Source organism: Alcaligenes sp. SMD-FA, assembly GCF_025960365.1.
Classification (GTDB): domain Bacteria; phylum Pseudomonadota; class Gammaproteobacteria; order Burkholderiales; family Burkholderiaceae_B; genus Alcaligenes; species Alcaligenes aquatilis.
In genome coordinates, this window is the sequence record NZ_CP110108.1 from 2033125 (window position 1) to 2047618 (window position 14494).

The 14494-nt window shown below is 54.8% G+C and carries 13 protein-coding genes; 10 read left to right on the plus strand and 3 right to left on the minus strand.

Annotated elements, in window-relative coordinates; all coding sequences use genetic code 11:
• Nucleotides 1-160: 160 nt before the first annotated feature.
• Together purT and OKX01_RS09395 are read left to right on the plus strand one after the other, a co-directional pair.
• On the plus strand, nt 161-1363 hold the full coding sequence (purT, locus tag OKX01_RS09390) for a formate-dependent phosphoribosylglycinamide formyltransferase (protein WP_121740129.1): 1203 nt from the start codon (nt 161-163) through the stop codon (nt 1361-1363).
• An 18-nt stretch (nt 1364-1381) separates the two neighbouring features.
• Nucleotides 1382-1840, plus strand: coding sequence for a hypothetical protein (locus OKX01_RS09395; RefSeq protein ID WP_125276824.1), 459 nt, complete (start codon nt 1382-1384; stop codon nt 1838-1840).
• A 117-nt stretch (nt 1841-1957) separates the two neighbouring features.
• On the opposite strand, the gene pap is transcribed toward OKX01_RS09395, so the two are convergent.
• The 3 genes from pap to OKX01_RS09410 all read right to left on the minus strand — a co-directional run bounded on the left by pap (nt 1958) and on the right by OKX01_RS09410 (nt 6854).
• The gene (gene pap / locus OKX01_RS09400; RefSeq protein WP_264672847.1) at nt 1958-3487 is read right to left on the minus strand and encodes a polyphosphate:AMP phosphotransferase; all 1530 of its coding nucleotides are present in this window, start codon (nt 3485-3487) and stop codon (nt 1958-1960) included.
• A gap of 349 nt (nt 3488-3836) precedes the next feature.
• Nucleotides 3837-6164: a MobH family relaxase gene (gene mobH, locus OKX01_RS09405; protein WP_264672848.1), complete on the minus strand. Its 2328-nt coding sequence runs from the start codon at nt 6162-6164 to the stop codon at nt 3837-3839.
• A 150-nt stretch (nt 6165-6314) separates the two neighbouring features.
• Complete coding sequence (locus OKX01_RS09410) at nt 6315-6854, minus strand: hypothetical protein (RefSeq protein ID WP_123049342.1); 540 nt, start codon at nt 6852-6854, stop codon at nt 6315-6317.
• Nucleotides 6855-7386: 532 nt separating this feature from the next.
• Between OKX01_RS09410 and OKX01_RS09415 the strand changes: the two genes are divergently transcribed.
• Genes OKX01_RS09415 through OKX01_RS09450 form a run of 8 tightly spaced genes read left to right on the plus strand, consistent with a single transcriptional unit; the run spans nt 7387 to nt 14458 of the window.
• Nucleotides 7387-7941: a hypothetical protein gene (locus OKX01_RS09415; RefSeq protein ID WP_086060454.1), complete on the plus strand. Its 555-nt coding sequence runs from the start codon at nt 7387-7389 to the stop codon at nt 7939-7941.
• Entirely contained in the window at nt 7938-9203 is a 1266-nt protein-coding gene (locus OKX01_RS09420) for a hypothetical protein (protein WP_264672849.1), read from the plus strand. Before OKX01_RS09415 ends, OKX01_RS09420 begins: the two co-directional genes overlap by 4 nt.
• On the plus strand, nt 9203-9775 hold the full coding sequence (locus tag OKX01_RS09425) for a hypothetical protein (RefSeq protein WP_123049345.1): 573 nt from the start codon (nt 9203-9205) through the stop codon (nt 9773-9775). Before OKX01_RS09420 ends, OKX01_RS09425 begins: the two co-directional genes overlap by 1 nt.
• Before the next feature lie 11 nt (nt 9776-9786).
• Nucleotides 9787-10578 (plus strand): transglycosylase SLT domain-containing protein, encoded by a 792-nt coding sequence (locus tag OKX01_RS09430; RefSeq protein WP_264672850.1) that lies wholly within the window; start codon nt 9787-9789, stop codon nt 10576-10578.
• Nucleotides 10568-11119: an integrating conjugative element protein gene (locus tag OKX01_RS09435; RefSeq protein WP_264672851.1), complete on the plus strand. Its 552-nt coding sequence runs from the start codon at nt 10568-10570 to the stop codon at nt 11117-11119. Before OKX01_RS09430 ends, OKX01_RS09435 begins: the two co-directional genes overlap by 11 nt.
• Nucleotides 11109-13373 carry a type IV conjugative transfer system coupling protein TraD gene (gene traD / locus OKX01_RS09440; RefSeq protein WP_264672852.1) on the plus strand — a complete coding sequence of 755 codons (2265 nt, stop codon included), beginning with the start codon at nt 11109-11111 and terminating at the stop codon, nt 13371-13373. Before OKX01_RS09435 ends, traD begins: the two co-directional genes overlap by 11 nt.
• The gene (locus OKX01_RS09445) at nt 13370-14152 is read left to right on the plus strand and encodes a TIGR03747 family integrating conjugative element membrane protein (protein WP_264672853.1); all 783 of its coding nucleotides are present in this window, start codon (nt 13370-13372) and stop codon (nt 14150-14152) included. The genes traD and OKX01_RS09445 overlap by 4 nt, the downstream gene beginning before the upstream one ends.
• 9 nt (nt 14153-14161) lie before the next feature.
• The gene (locus OKX01_RS09450) at nt 14162-14458 is read left to right on the plus strand and encodes a hypothetical protein (RefSeq protein ID WP_264672854.1); all 297 of its coding nucleotides are present in this window, start codon (nt 14162-14164) and stop codon (nt 14456-14458) included.
• Nucleotides 14459-14494 lie beyond the last annotated feature (36 nt).

The window sequence follows — 14494 nt, forward strand, 5'->3', positions numbered from 1 at the left end:
TTAAGGCTCGTCCGGCTTTCAAGCTGAAGTCTTGAAAACGTCCGCTCCGCAAGGCTGTGTGCCAGCGGGGCGGACAAAGCCGTCCTGCTTGAAAAAAACCCGGCGTCGCCTGCATTACAATACCGCTTTTGAATTTCTCATTTTCAGCGGAGCACGCGCCATGAGCCTGTTGGGCACCCCTTTATCGTCGTCGTCGGACAAAATCATGCTCTTGGGCTCGGGAGAGCTGGGCAAAGAAGTGCTGATTGCGCTGCAACGCCTAGGGGTAGAAACCATCGCGGTAGACCGCTACGACAACGCACCTGGCCAGCAAGTTGCCCATCATTCGCGCACTATTACCATGAGTGACGCCGAGCAACTGCGCGCCCTGATCGAACAAGAAAAGCCCACCCTGGTTGTGCCCGAGATTGAAGCTATTGCTACCGGCGTGCTGGAAGAGCTGGAAGCCCAAGGCAAGGTGCGCGTCATACCAACCGCCCGTGCTGCTCGGCTGACCATGGACCGCGAAGGCATTCGCCGTCTGGCTGCTGAAACACTGGGCGTTCCCACCAGCCCCTACCAATTTTGCGAATCGCTGGCAGAACTGCAAGCCGCTATCGACGATAAGATCGGCTACCCCTGCGTAGTCAAACCCTTGATGAGCAGCTCGGGCAAAGGTCAAAGCAAGATCAGCGGGCCTGATGACGTCGCCAAAGCCTGGGACTACGCCATGGCCGGTGGCCGCGTTAGCCAATGCCGCGTCATTGTGGAAGGCTTTATTGATTTCGACTACGAAATCACTTTGCTGACCGTCCGTGCCGTCGGTGCAGACGGCCAGATCGAAACCCAGTTCTGCGACCCCATTGGCCACAAGCAAGTAGATGGCGACTACGTAGAGAGCTGGCAGCCTCAGCCCATGAGCCCCAAAGCCCTGCAAAGCGCACGCGATATCGCCCAGGCGGTCACCCAGAACCTGGGTGGCCAAGGCTTGTTTGGCGTAGAGCTGTTTGTGAAGGGCGATCAGGTATGGTTCAGCGAAGTCAGCCCCCGCCCACACGACACGGGCATGGTCACCATGGCTACTCAATGGCAGTCCGAATTTGAGCTGCATGCACGCGCGATTCTGGGCCTGCCAGTCAATACGGCCTTGCGCATGCCCGGCGCCAGCGCCGTGATTTACGGTGGCGTAGATGCGAAAGACGTGGACTTCCTGAATGTGGCCCAAGCCCTGCGCATCCCGCAAACCGATATCCGTCTTTTCGGCAAACCCGAGAGCTTTGAAAAACGCCGCATGGGTGTTGCGCTGGCAGCAGACACTGACCTGGAAACGGCCCGCGCCAACGCTCGCCAAGCCGCTGCCACCGTCAAAGTCCAAGCCCGCTAAAACAAGGCGTTTTCCACCATGCCCATCATCATCTTCCTGCTGTTCATAGGGATTATTGCGGCGCTGGTCTATGGTGGAATGCAGCTCTTTAACCTGGTCAGCGCCAGTGCTGGTGCCTTCGCCGCTATCTTGAGCCTGTTGATAGCGGCGGCCATTCTGGTGGCTCCCTTTATGGTATGGCGACGCCGTTATCTGGCCATCCACGGTAAAAAACAACAAGGCCAGCGCATTGTAGAACTGGCTTTACCCGATGGCTCGATACGCCTGGATGCCTTGCAAAAGCGTGGTCAGATTCAAACCGGGCAGGGGGCACGTGCCTTTATTTTTGCGGATATTGAAGCAGTAGAGCCACAGGGCAGGGGGCTGACACTTATATTGCGTAATCCCACCCAACGCTGGGAGATTCAAACCAGCCACTTTGCTGAAGCCAAACGCTGGCACAAGATCCTGAACCTGGCTGCAAAACAGGATTTATAGGGCCAACATCAGTCCTGCAGCACATAAAAAGCACCCGCAAGTGCTTTTTTGTTTGTTTTTTGTTTGGTTATTTTGGCAGGATAGCCAAGCGAATACATCAATAGCGGGCTGCCGTCCTTAGACTTGCTCACTAACTTGATCCGACAAGGCCGGCTCATTGAGGCTGATCATGTGCTCATCCAAAGACTCCAGCGTTTCCACAACGGTACGCAGCACCTGAATACGCGCCGCTTTTTTGTCCTTGCTAGGCACAATATGCCAAGGCGCCATGTGAGTATCAGTCTGGGCAAACATCTCCTGAGCCGCACGTTGATACGCCGTCCATTTCTCACGATTACGCCAATCTTCTTCCGTAATCTTGTAAGCCTTAAAGGGCGTTTCCTCGCGGGCCTTGAAGCGCTTTAGCTGCTCATCCTTATCAATATCCAGCCAGAACTTGATCACCGCCGTGCCGTTGGCCAACAATTGCGCCTCAAACTCATTGATTTCCTCGTAGGAACGATGCCAGGCAGCACGGGAGATCAGCTTCTCCACTCGTTCTACCAGCACACGACCATACCAGGAGCGATCAAAAATGGAGATTTCTCCCAGACGCGGCAACTTGCGCCAGAAACGCCATAGATACGGACGTGCCCGTTCCACCGCGTTAGGAGCGGAAATAGGGAAGATATCGTACATCCGCACATCCAGGGCTTCAGTCAAACGGCGAATAGTGCCGCCTTTACCGGCCGCATCGCGTCCTTCAAAGACCAGTACCAAAGAATGTTTGCGGAAGGCTTTGCTACGTACCGCGCAGGACAAACGGCCTTGCCAATGCAAAAGCTCGGCATCGTAATCCAACACAGGCTCCACGGGAGGAGGGGACTGCAAGCTGGCAGTCGGCACATTCAAACGAAACGGGAACGCATACGGCTCTTTAACTTGTCGCGGGACAATGGGTTTATCCAAAGCCTGCAACACGACTTTTGCCAAGGACACATCACGCAAGTTCTGATCTGCGCTGGGGATCACCACCCAGGGAGCGTAATTTCTGTGGGTCAGATTAATGGTTTGTGTGGCCGCATTGCGCAATTGCTTGAATTTCTTGTGAACCTTCAAGTCTGCCTTGCTAACACGCCAAGCTGTATTTGGGTCAGCCATCAAGGTCGTACAGCGGGTCAACTGAGCTTGAGCGGAGAGGTGAAACCATAGTTTCAACACCTGCACGCCTTGATAGGCCAGTTGCGCTTCAAAACGATTGATCAAATGGGTGTATAGGGCGATCTTGGTCGGGTCCGGTTTTTTGCGGCCCAGCTCTGTCATCAAAGGGGCATACCAGGAACCAAACACCAAACCCGTCTGACCACGAACCGGCAGCCGATTCCAATAACGCCACATTAAAGGCCGCATGGCTTCCTCTTCATTGAGCGCACCAAAAGCCAAGGTGTGTACGTAGCGAGGATCCAACCAACTGTTCAAGGTATTGATCGCAGAGCCTTTTCCCACACCATCCATCCCGGCTACCACGATCAGCAAGGTTTGATCTGCTTTTTGCAGACGCTCGTACTGCTTTAGCAGCAGCGCTTCGCGCAGCGCGTCAATCTGCGTCTTGGCTACGTCATCACTCAAGCTGGGATCGCGTTCGGCAAACTGTAGTTCATGGCCCATCGTGCTTCGCTCCGTTTCACATAGCTCGTCACTATAACCATGCAAGGGGAGACTTAACTACCTTGGGGGGAAATAATCTGCAGAAAAACAGTAGCCAGGACGAGCGTAGTAGCGATTCTTTAGAGGTAGATACAAAGCACTGCTATTTAGCGACTTTACATAATATACATTATGCGATGTTTCCCAGCCGTCCTCGAGACAGGAAAACGAGCCTGTTCAGCAGTCTTTTGCATTATGTGAAGTTAGGCACCTCACAGTAATCTAAACCGAAACCCCGTCGAAACGTTGAATTGCACGACTGATCGGACGGTAGCACAGCACTTTATCCTGTGTCAAACATCCCCTTTATTCAACGATCCAACTTCAAGACTGGATTGACGGGAGGCACGGGTAAAACAAACCGATCCGGGTCCGTCAACACCACCGCCGCCAGCGAGGCGACCGGCACATTTCCTTTGCCGATGATCTGATAGCGCAAAATGTTGACCTTGCCACCGCCTTCCACTTGCCGCATCCGATGCCACCCAGCTTTGATAACCTCTCTCTGAATTTGCATCCCCATGGCATCCGCTTGCTCTTCAGGCCCTGTTTCAGCCGCGTAGCGTTTGAAAATTTTGGGTGAAATCAGTGCTATGCCTTCCTCTACAAAATGCACGGGTGCCCCAGATTCATTGTATTTAATCTCACGGCTGGCCAAGCCTTGCTGCAACCACTGGATAAACGCCGTCGCGGCTTCGCTGGGTTCCTTCACCGGGGCTTCGTGCGGTAGTTCAGGCAGGCTTGGTGTCAACACGACCGGCGTGGTGTTGGCCTGGCTGAACATGCGTTGCGATTTTGCCTGTGTCTTTGGAGCAAGCTCTGGCTCCAAAACCGACGCTTTAGGCGTCGGTAAGGCTGGTAATGCTCCAGGTGTGTGCTCAACAGAGGCTGGCACAACACTTTTAGCCTTTGCTGCAGTTATGGCTGTTGCTTCACGTTGTTGTGATTTTTTGACTGGGCGTGCGCTGCTAACCACCGCTGTCGGCGCTGAGCTCACAGACCTTGTCTTTTGCGACGTTTGTGGTGGGTTGCGATGAATAATGTTGGATGCTGTATCAGCTTCATCCAGAAAGTCATCGTCAACATCAAAGCCATCTACGGCGAGTTCGGCTGGCAAAATCACCGTCTCGTCGTCGTATGCCTGAATTGAAGCAGTTTGGTGGGTATTGCTTGAGGTTGGCCCAGGTTTGGGCTGGTTGCCGCTTTGCGCTGCGCCATTTTTCGGTGTTTGCCGCTTGGCTGCGCCAGTTGACGCATTTTTGGGCTTTCTAAACTCCATTGCTGGAACAAGATTACGCTTGGGTGCAGCCGTTTGTGGTCGAGCTGAGGCAGTTTTGGCCGTTGTGGCCACCTTTTGCGTCAATACTCCTTCATCAATGTTTTCTGGAGCAGCTTTGGCTTGAATGACTGTTGTATCAGGGCTGTGCTCAGGATCAACCGCAACTGGATCAGCTTCTGTTTCAAACTCATCATCGCCACGTTTGGCCCGGACATGGATCTCTCCAGACATCGCCGGTGGGTATAAGTTTGGATCATCATAGAGCTTTGACAGTGGAAAGCGCAGCACACTTAGTCTGTGTCGATAGTGATGGGCTTCTGCGCCCTCTTCTGTCGCTGGCGTTTGCCCGTTGATTTCAACGTGCCAAATCGCTTGACCAGAATGAGGGCTGACTTGCAGGATTCCATATTCCTGCCATGTATCAAACAGCCTATCGTTCTTGGCCTCGCCAGGTACGGACTCGTCAGGCTCATGCTTTTTAATCCAGGCCCGCGTGGCATCGGCCACACGCTTAGCCACAAACCACACCGAGCCGTCATACACCCATCCGGCAGCTCCAGTGCGATTGAGCGGCAATTCCGTTCCAGACTGCAACATGCTTTTGAGCGCTTGCATGAGTAAATCCACCAGCGGCACTGCATTGGCTGTCGCAAAACGAGCCTTGCTGCCCTTGATCAATGCGTTGCTGGTGGAGGCCTGGTCAGCGCGTTTGATAATGTCAGCCAATAATCCATCCTTGTGGCCTGACAAATACTGAGTCAACGCATCAAAGGCGTGAGGCGTTTGAGACAAAAAAGTTAAGGCAGATTTTGGTGCAATCTGATGAAGTAGGGTCAGTGCCAAGCGATTATGGGCCTGGTAGTCCCGGCTGGCTTTTGGCTCAAACTCGACCCGATACTCCAGATCCAGGCGCCCCTGCCCCACCTCGAACAAAGAGCCCGCAAGCGGTTTCCATCGTAATGGCTCGTCCATCGCCCCGTCTCGCCATAGGATCCGTAGATCCGTCATCGGTTTGGCAATGTCATGAAGCAGTGCCGCGTAGAAGACCACATAGGTCCACTGATCGCGCTCTGAGTCAATCTGCTCAACAGGTGCATTCGTCGGTAGAAAATGCGCGTTTCGCCAGGTCATAGCTGCCAAGACCATCTCTAGCGTATGAGCCAACAAACCACCAGCATGGGCATGGTGGTGGGCTTCTGAGGCGGGCATAAGCTGGACGTACTCCGCATATCGTCGGATAGCAGGAATGAAATCGCGTCTAAAAACAGGATCAGCGACACGCGACTGTAGGAACATTTGATGTACTGCTTTTTGAGCTTTCAGCAGACGGATCAGGTCATCGGACTCCAAAACGCGCAACCACCCCTCTTCCCGCCCTGCTACTCGTTGGGCAACTGGAACTGGTGGGGGTGGCGGAACCGGGGCGGGCTTAGCCGTGCTAGAGGCGCGTCGCGGAATATACGTGGAGAACTTAGAGATCCAAGGTGGGGTGCGGCGGTGAGTCATACGCTAACGTTCAAGCAAATGGGCTCGCAACGCCTCTAGCGTCGGGCGAGGATGGCGCAAAGTGAGCAAAATATGCAATGACTCAGTGGGGTGTTGCGGATCGCCCTGCTGCAGAAAATGGAACCAGCTCATCTGCAATGGATTCCATTGGATTGAATCAGGATCTGGCAGCATGTTCTTGCCCCAGTGAGCCCGATAGTGGACAAATGGCTGCTGCAAAATATCTTGAACAATGCGTTCTTTGCGCTCAGCCAGATCCACGGCTTGGCTACTTTCTTGCGCCAGGCTCTGACAATGATTCTTCAAAATTTCTCTCACACACAGATGAGGATCATCTTCATCCTCGGCATAAATTTCTAAACCGTCATAGCGCGATAGCCAGGCTGAAAAATGCGGGACCCAATCAGCCAGACCCAACTCAGTCAGGTGCTCGACAATGCGGTAAATCGCATGGCTACGATCATGCGCATCACGCCCAAAATGGGGAAACCCAGGATCGGGGTATGGATGCTCGTCTAGGTGCGTGTGGGCGAGGATAGTCATAGCGGCCACTCTACAAAGCGATTTGCCATCACTCAACGCGATACCGGTCGCGACGTAACCGAGGGTTCTCGCTTGCACGCACCGTTAAGTTCTGATAAGTCACACCGTCCGCTATGCTGCCCGAGGCCATTTGCGGCGCTTCACCCAGCCCCTGGGTGAGGCGCTGCGTAACCCGTAAGCCCCCTTTTCCCCTACCTGTAAGGCCTTTCCCGTCGGCCACCGGATTTTTAGGTGGACGGCGGCCCTTTGGATAAGGCCCTTGCCCCGTAACAACCCTTTCCCAGTAGCGGATTGACGCCCCGGCAGTCCGTCAACACATTCTTGTTCTATTTGTATTGTGCAATACAGAGCATTCTAACTCGGATGCCCTTTCTTTACTTGTTCAAAAACGCATCAAGCAGGCCGCGCGGATAACGCACATAACTGTTTTCGTCAAGCTGAAACCCCGTGTTACGTGACCTCGGGTTAACGAGCGACACCTCGGGGGGCCTTTGCAACACTGAAAGCCATTCTCAATCGGATGGAGTACTTCATGAGCTGGACAGCTAGACTCGCTGTTGCCGCGCCACTGGCTGTTTTGGCGTTGCAGGCCCAAGCCCAGGTCGGGGATACCTACGACAACGGCACACAGGTGCGAATTGGACAATACAGCACACAAGCCAGCACACCAGGGCATAGCGTTTCTGATCCCCTGTCTGTGTTTGTGGCGCTGACCTACCCACGTCAAGACGTAGCCACCATTGATGGTGCGATTGAGTACACCCTCAAACGGACAGGTTGGCAGCTTGATCGCTCCAAGCTATCGCTAGAAGCCGCGCAGTTTCTTCGCTTACCCCTTCCAGAATCCCAGCGGTCGCTGGGAACGTATCGTGTGCGTGACGTCTTGAATGCACTCGTAGGCGAGACCTGGCGCTGGGATGAGGACCCCATCCGTCGCAGACTGTGGATCAGTCTAGCGGCACAGCCGACTCTGTCGGGCGTCGAGCTGACGCAAAATTGGCTCCAGGCCCAAACCTACCCCGTCACAGTTGACCCTAAAAAGCCGTGGTTGCCCCTGACCGAGCGCATCAGCGGGGTGCAGCCATGAACCAGCAAGATCAACAGTGGCAACAGCAACAAGATGATCAGCGTCGCCGGGAGCACGCCGAGCAGCTAGAACGTGAACGGATTGAAAGAATCAATCTAGAAGAAGCCATGGAGGCAGAAAGGCTTGAGCGCGACCCCCAGGAAAGAGCGGAACGTGAACAACGTGAGCGTGAGCACCAGTTAGAGCTTGAGCGCCAAGAAAAACTGGATCAACACGATCTCGACCACCGACGCGAACTGGAGGCTGCAAAGCAGGATAGACACGGCTTTGTGCGAACCCTCTGGCTCATTCTGTTCTCACGCAAAGAACAAACGGCAGACGTTGAAAAACATAACGCGGAACCCGTGTTTTCGTCCGTAGTGGATCCTGTGAACGAGACGCAAAACAATGAAGCAGTCACCGATTTCTTTGCTGAACAAGACAATCAAGCGCAAGCAGCCAGCGTTTCGCCATCCCCATTGGCATCTGCTGCACAAACCGATACTCCAACGTCTAAGAAAAGGTCAGGCTATCCGTGGAAGCTAATCCTGGCTTTGTTGCTTTTTGCTGTCCTGTTCTTGAGCTGGAAATACCTGTTTAACCAACCTGTGGTTGAGCAAACAGCCGCCTTGTCGGCAGCCGAGCCCTCACTGGCTGAAATCGAAGACCAGGTCTCCCCTATTGAGGATGAGGAAAAGGGTGACCCCTCCCCTGCTCCCGCCACCAGTGATCTAGGCAATGTAGAGAAAGCAGATGAAATGCCGATAGACACGGCAGAGTCAACGGAATTTCAAGAGCTTTCCATTGATCTCGGGGAGTCGTTCCCATCGAACCTTGAAACAGCGCAAGCCTCGTACGCCGTTCAAGAAACACCAACTTTTGAGGTGCAAATATCGTCCCTGCAGCGTGATGTCAACGAAATCAGACAGTTACTCAATGAGCTCTTGCATCAAAACGAGCAGTTGATAGTTCTGTCCACACCTGCGCCTGAACCAGAACCAGAGGCGGTGCCCGTTGTTGAACCTGCCCCCGTTAAAAAGCCGGTCACACGTCGAGCCAGGGCCGCACCGAAGCCAAGCGTTCGTCTTGTCTCAGTCGATATGTGGGATGGCAAACCCTCCGTTGTCGTCGCCAGTACACGCGCAGGCGACAACCAAACCTTAGTGATGCGGCCAGGTGACACCGTCAACGGCGTCACGCTGCAAAGCGCAAGCGCATCCGAGCGCAGCGCCTCTTTTCTTGTAAACGGAAAAACCATCAAGTTAACCGTGGAGGGCCAGTGATGCCGCGCCGTATGAAAATCAAAGCAGCAGTCGTCAGCCTGCCCCTGCTTTTCCCTGTGGTGGCCCATTCGCAAACCCAGGCCACCGCTCAGCAACGTACCGAAGAAGTCACCAATGCGACGCAGGCACAAGGGCGCAATCCGATCGCACTGGATGCCGTAGATCGCCTACGCGCCAATATTTGGGGCTTAACTGACGAAGAAATGTTGCGCGCCAAAACCTTGCTGGAAGGCCCCCGCAAAGCATTCTCAGTTGAAAACCTCTCGCCTATTGAAGCGCTCGGCATTCACGCGACCTCGGAAGCCGAGCGCCGTAAATATGCCGAAATGTTCGCCCGTGCCTTTCATGCCGACGTCGAGCGGTCGCTGGCATGGAACCGAGCGTTTACCGAAGCGATGGCCCGCCTCTATCCGAACGAACCGGTTGTCAATTTCAGCCAGATACCACCTGTTCCCGCAACGGTGGGTGCAGCTGACACCTTGAATGTGCCACGCACAGCCATTATTGAAACCCCCGCGCCAGGCCACACACCGCTGACACAGGGTGTTCCAGCTCAGGGGACTAACAAGTAATGGGGACTTCCATGCACCGCCGTCAGTTTCTTGGCGCCCTCACTGCACTGACTGCCAGTGGCGTCATGACACGCTCCTGGGCACTGACTGCGCCTGCGCAGTCGATGCTGGCACAGCCAGAAGGCTTGGACCCGCAATGGTGGCCATATTGGTCGGATACGGCTGTGCGCATTGAACCTAGAATCACGCCCCAGGCGCAAATAGCCATTCCCGATGGGTATGTTCGACAGATGCCGCGCATTCGCACCCATCCAGATGCGCCCATCGTGACAGCCTCCCTGTTGCCTCCCCGTGCGTATGACTGGGCAGGACAGCGTTGGAACATTGACCCTTGGCTGCTCTACGGCGTGGCACTGCAAGAGTCGCAAATGAAGTTTGGCCAGCAGACACTGCCCTACCCCTGGACACTTTGCGTCAGAGGAGTCGGCAAGCGATATGGCTCCTATGAGGCCACCCTGCAAGCGCTACGCAAGTATGTAGATGTCAAAGGCATCCGCAATGTGGATTGTGGTGCGATGCAAGTGAACTGGGGCTATCACAACGACAAGCTCCAGAGCCTAGAGCGTGCTCTGGACCCCTACCCCAACCTCGAGGTAGGCGCACAAATCTTGCGCAATCACTTCGACCGCCACGCTTCCTGGCGTCTGGCTGTGGCGCTCTACCACACGGGATCCAGAAATACTCAAGAACGCGTCACTCGCGGTAATCGATACAGCCGTGGGGTATTCAATAAATTAGCAAAACTTGGGTTGGACACAACGGAGTTGGCTGCCTCGACTGGTTGGAGGCGATATGCGCCGTAATCTCGTTCTTGCCCTATGTACAGCGACTGTGCTGATTTCCAGCCAGTCCAACGCACAGACCGTGCCGATCACCACAGACGATTCGGTTCCTGCTGTTTCATATTACTCGGCCTTGATTTCAGGGGTGGATCAACCCGGTGTGGGTGCTGGTGCTCAGTTCCCACTGACGTCGACCTTGCTACAACCTGGGGTGCTCAAGCCATCGGCTGTTCCAGTATTCAACCCAAAATGGATGACCCAAACATTAGCCATTGTCGGTGACGACAAAGGCTCAAAAGAGTGGCTCAAGCTCCATTTGGAGCGTCTGCTTTCTTTGCAGGCCACCGTCATTGTGGTGTCCGCAGCCAGTGAAAAACGCTTTAAAGACATCCAGCGGCAAGCCAACGCCTTGCCCATCGTCCCTGACTCAGGCCACTGGTTACAGAATCGCCTTGCCGCAGCCCGTGTAACGGTCTACCCCGTGCTGATTGGCCTGGACGGTCAAGCGCGCCAGATCATCTTCTCAGAAGGGTTTGAACGAGGTGACGCGCATGAAAAATAACGCCGTCTTGGAAGCGTTACTGCGTCCGCCTGTCGAGATCTGGAGTGCGGCAACCGCGTGGTCCGTCACCGCCACGGCTGCCCTGGCTCCTTGGGCGCTGATGATGCCCCCTTCTTTGGGCTACGTTGCAGCCGCAGGGTCCGGGTACTTCGGCGGAGTCCGCTTTAAACAAGCAATGCGGATCAAGCGTTACCACCATCACCTGAAGTACTACAAGGTCACAAGAATTGCTCCTGCCAAAATCCCCGTGGCATCGGGAGAGTTTTACTTGGGCGAAGGGTTCGAGTGGTCGCAAGCGCACACGCAACGTAAACGTGAGGCCTTGCAACCGCAAGCCAAACGTTTTGTACGCCCATCGGCAAAAGAGCTGGCCCTCCGAAACCTGGGCGCAAAAGCCATCGAGCAGGCACAAGGTAAAGGCCCTGTTAAACCGATTGTTAGAGCCATTGCGAGAATTGCAGGTATTGATCATTGGCTCAACCCATTGCAGCCTCACCCAGACTTAGGTGGCTCACCCATCGTGCATGGCGTGGGCAGCATGGACGAAGCCCCCGTCAAGATTCGCCAATCTTCTCGCAATGGTCATATGTTGGTCATGGGCACAACCCGCGTGGGTAAAACCCGGATGTTAGAGATGATGGCCACCCAAGACATTCACGCCGGGCACGTCACTATCGTGATCGACCCCAAGGGGGATGCCGATCTGATGCTGCGTATGTATGCCGAATGCGCACGCGCAGGCCGCTTGGATCAGTTCTACATGTTCCATCTTGGTTATCCCGAGATCTCGGCCAGGTACAACGGCATTGGCAACTTCTCGCGTATCACCGAAGTAGCCACCCGTGCCACCAACGCCTTGCCCAGCAGCGGAAACTCCGCCGCTTTTAAAGAATTCTCCTGGCGTTTCACCAATATTGTGGCTCAGGCCCAGGTCGCACTGGGTCGCGTCCCGACCTATGAAGCCTTGCTCAAAGATGTGACCGGCATTGACGGTCTATTCATGGACTATGCCCGCATGGTGTTTGCCCAGCAAGCCCGTCAAGGCCGCCTGATCGACTGGGAGGTAAGGCTGGCCAACCTTGAGCTTGCGCTGCAAGACCGCAAAACCGCCCCACCAGTGCCACGGGCATTGGCCGATCGACAACCCGAGTTTGTGGCGATGTTTTTGCTCATCAAAGAAGCCAAGATCAAAGACACGGTACTCGCAGGCTTGGCAGCCGCCTTTAGCTATGAGCGTAGCTTCTACGAGAAGATCATCGCGTCCTTGGGACCATTCCTGGAGAAGTTGACCACCGGCGCAGTAGGCAAACTGATCTCTCCCGACTACTACGACCAAACCGATAAGCGACCAATTTTTGATTGGATGAGCGTCATCCGTCAGGGCGGCGTGGTCTATGTTGGCCTGGATGCACTGTCTGACTCGGTCGTGTCCTCGGCCGTGGGTAACTCCATGCTGGCCGACTTGGTCAGTGTCGGCGGAAAACTCTACAAGACCGGACTGGATCCCCATGCCCCAGACGGCAAAATCGTATTACCGACCATTTGTGCCCACTTTGACGAGGTCAATGAGATTGCAGGTCCTGAATTTGTGCCGATGGTAAACAAGCTGGGCGGCTCAGGGTTTCGTATCACGGCATACACACAGTCCGCTTTTGATATTGAGGCCAAAGTCGGGGACAAGGCCAAGGCGGGTCAGATCATGGATAACTTCAATCACCTGGTGATGCTGCGCGTGCGCAGTGTCACGACGGCTAAGCTGCTGACCGACCAGGTTCCCGAAGTTGAAGTCGTTCATCTAACTCCAATGTCAGGTGTCACAGACACCGCCGCCCAAGGCACCGGCGTGGACTTTATCAGTCGAAACGACGATATCTGGACCAAAACCAAGGTCCCCATGATTGAACCAGCCGATGTGCTGGAACTGCCGCAAGGCCAAGCCTTTGCCCTGCTTGAAGGCAACCGACGCTTCAAAATCCGTATCCCGTTGGCTGATGCACGCAATGACGAGTTCGTACCTGAGTCATTGCAAAAAATCGCCGCGCAAATGAAGGCCCGCTACCGAACTTCCGAGCAATGGGCCAGTGAAACCGACTGGTTCACTGAAAATTGGCTCAATAGCCAACCTATCGCCGAGGGCACCAGCATGATCGCCACTGATCTAGCAGTGCAAGATCCTGACCCCGATGACGACGATCAAAGCAGCAGCGCGATAAGCACAGACACCATGGGCCTGATCACAAGGGGGCACGGATGAGTAGCAGCTCGACCAATCGCCCTGTAAAGCCCACCACTCGCGGCCCTATTTTGATGACCTTTGAGATGGTCATGGGTTTGCTGATGGTCTCTATCTCAGCGTGTGTGCTGGGCTTGCTTATTGAGCTGGCTGGCATTCATACGATCTGGAAAGACCAAGGCACAGGCCATGCTCGCTCCATCGTTGAACAAGATCTGAGCTACATCGAGGCAGCGCCAAAGAGCCTGATTATTCCCAATACCGTGGCCTTCTCAAACAGGATGCTCAGCTATATCTCCTGGCCTTACGAGAAATTCGGAATTTTGCAGTGGTATGCCGATAGTCACGACCCTGTCTTGACTCGTCAACGCGCACTGCGCAGAGCAAAAGAGTCAGCGGCAAATGGCAACAGCCTCTCATCCAGGCTCAAAACGATAGGCGCTGATGCCAGCCAATTTATCAGCACGGTGCTCGTGCTTTCCATGTACGTCGCCATGGACGTGGCGCTTCGACTATCGATTGCTCTTTACGCACTACCGGCCTTCGTTCTTGCGTGCCTGGTCGGTGCCGTCGATGGCTTGGTGCGGCGTGACCTGCGCCGCTGGAGCGGCGGGCGCGAGTCTTCCTTCGTGTACCACCACGCCAAGCGATACACCACCTGGGCGCTAACTGGCGGATTCGGACTGTATTTGACTTGGCCCTTCGGGGGTTTCAACCCCGCTTACATGGTTCTGATTTTCACCGCGCTGGTGGCAGCAACGCTCAGCACCACCGTTGCTGCACTCAAGAAATATATGTGAGGACAAGGGATGACGCATAACCATTTCAATGAAATTGCATGGCGCGGTGTGTGTGAACAGTGTGCGCAGCACGCTGCTCGGCGTTCAGGCCTGTCAGAAACGATCTTCAGCAGAGAATTGGCCGCCGCTCTGGGTCCGCAGTTGCAGCAGATCAGTGAGCCGCACCGTGAACATGCGACCAAGATCGCCCGTGAGTACGGCCACCTGACAGAAAAGGAGCTGAAAGAAGACGATCAGTGGAACGCCGATCACGGCTATTGCGACCATGGCATCGAGTTGGGCTGCTGCCCACGCGGTTGCGAATGAGAGCAGCCATGACACACACCCAAATTACGCCTGAAT

Coding starts and splice junctions, on each gene's coding strand:
- purT (WP_121740129.1), top strand. CDS start 161: ATGAGCCTGTTGGGCACCCCTTTATCGTCGTCGTCGGACAAAATCATG.
- OKX01_RS09395 (WP_125276824.1), top strand. CDS start 1,382: ATGCCCATCATCATCTTCCTGCTGTTCATAGGGATTATTGCGGCGCTG.
- pap (WP_264672847.1), bottom strand. CDS start 3,487: ATGGGCCATGAACTACAGTTTGCCGAACGCGATCCCAGCTTGAGTGAT.
- OKX01_RS09410 (WP_123049342.1), bottom strand. CDS start 6,854: ATGACTATCCTCGCCCACACGCACCTAGACGAGCATCCATACCCCGAT.
- OKX01_RS09415 (WP_086060454.1), top strand. CDS start 7,387: ATGAGCTGGACAGCTAGACTCGCTGTTGCCGCGCCACTGGCTGTTTTG.
- OKX01_RS09420 (WP_264672849.1), top strand. CDS start 7,938: ATGAACCAGCAAGATCAACAGTGGCAACAGCAACAAGATGATCAGCGT.
- OKX01_RS09425 (WP_123049345.1), top strand. CDS start 9,203: ATGCCGCGCCGTATGAAAATCAAAGCAGCAGTCGTCAGCCTGCCCCTG.
- OKX01_RS09430 (WP_264672850.1), top strand. CDS start 9,787: ATGCACCGCCGTCAGTTTCTTGGCGCCCTCACTGCACTGACTGCCAGT.
- OKX01_RS09435 (WP_264672851.1), top strand. CDS start 10,568: ATGCGCCGTAATCTCGTTCTTGCCCTATGTACAGCGACTGTGCTGATT.
- traD (WP_264672852.1), top strand. CDS start 11,109: ATGAAAAATAACGCCGTCTTGGAAGCGTTACTGCGTCCGCCTGTCGAG.
- OKX01_RS09445 (WP_264672853.1), top strand. CDS start 13,370: ATGAGTAGCAGCTCGACCAATCGCCCTGTAAAGCCCACCACTCGCGGC.
- OKX01_RS09450 (WP_264672854.1), top strand. CDS start 14,162: ATGACGCATAACCATTTCAATGAAATTGCATGGCGCGGTGTGTGTGAA.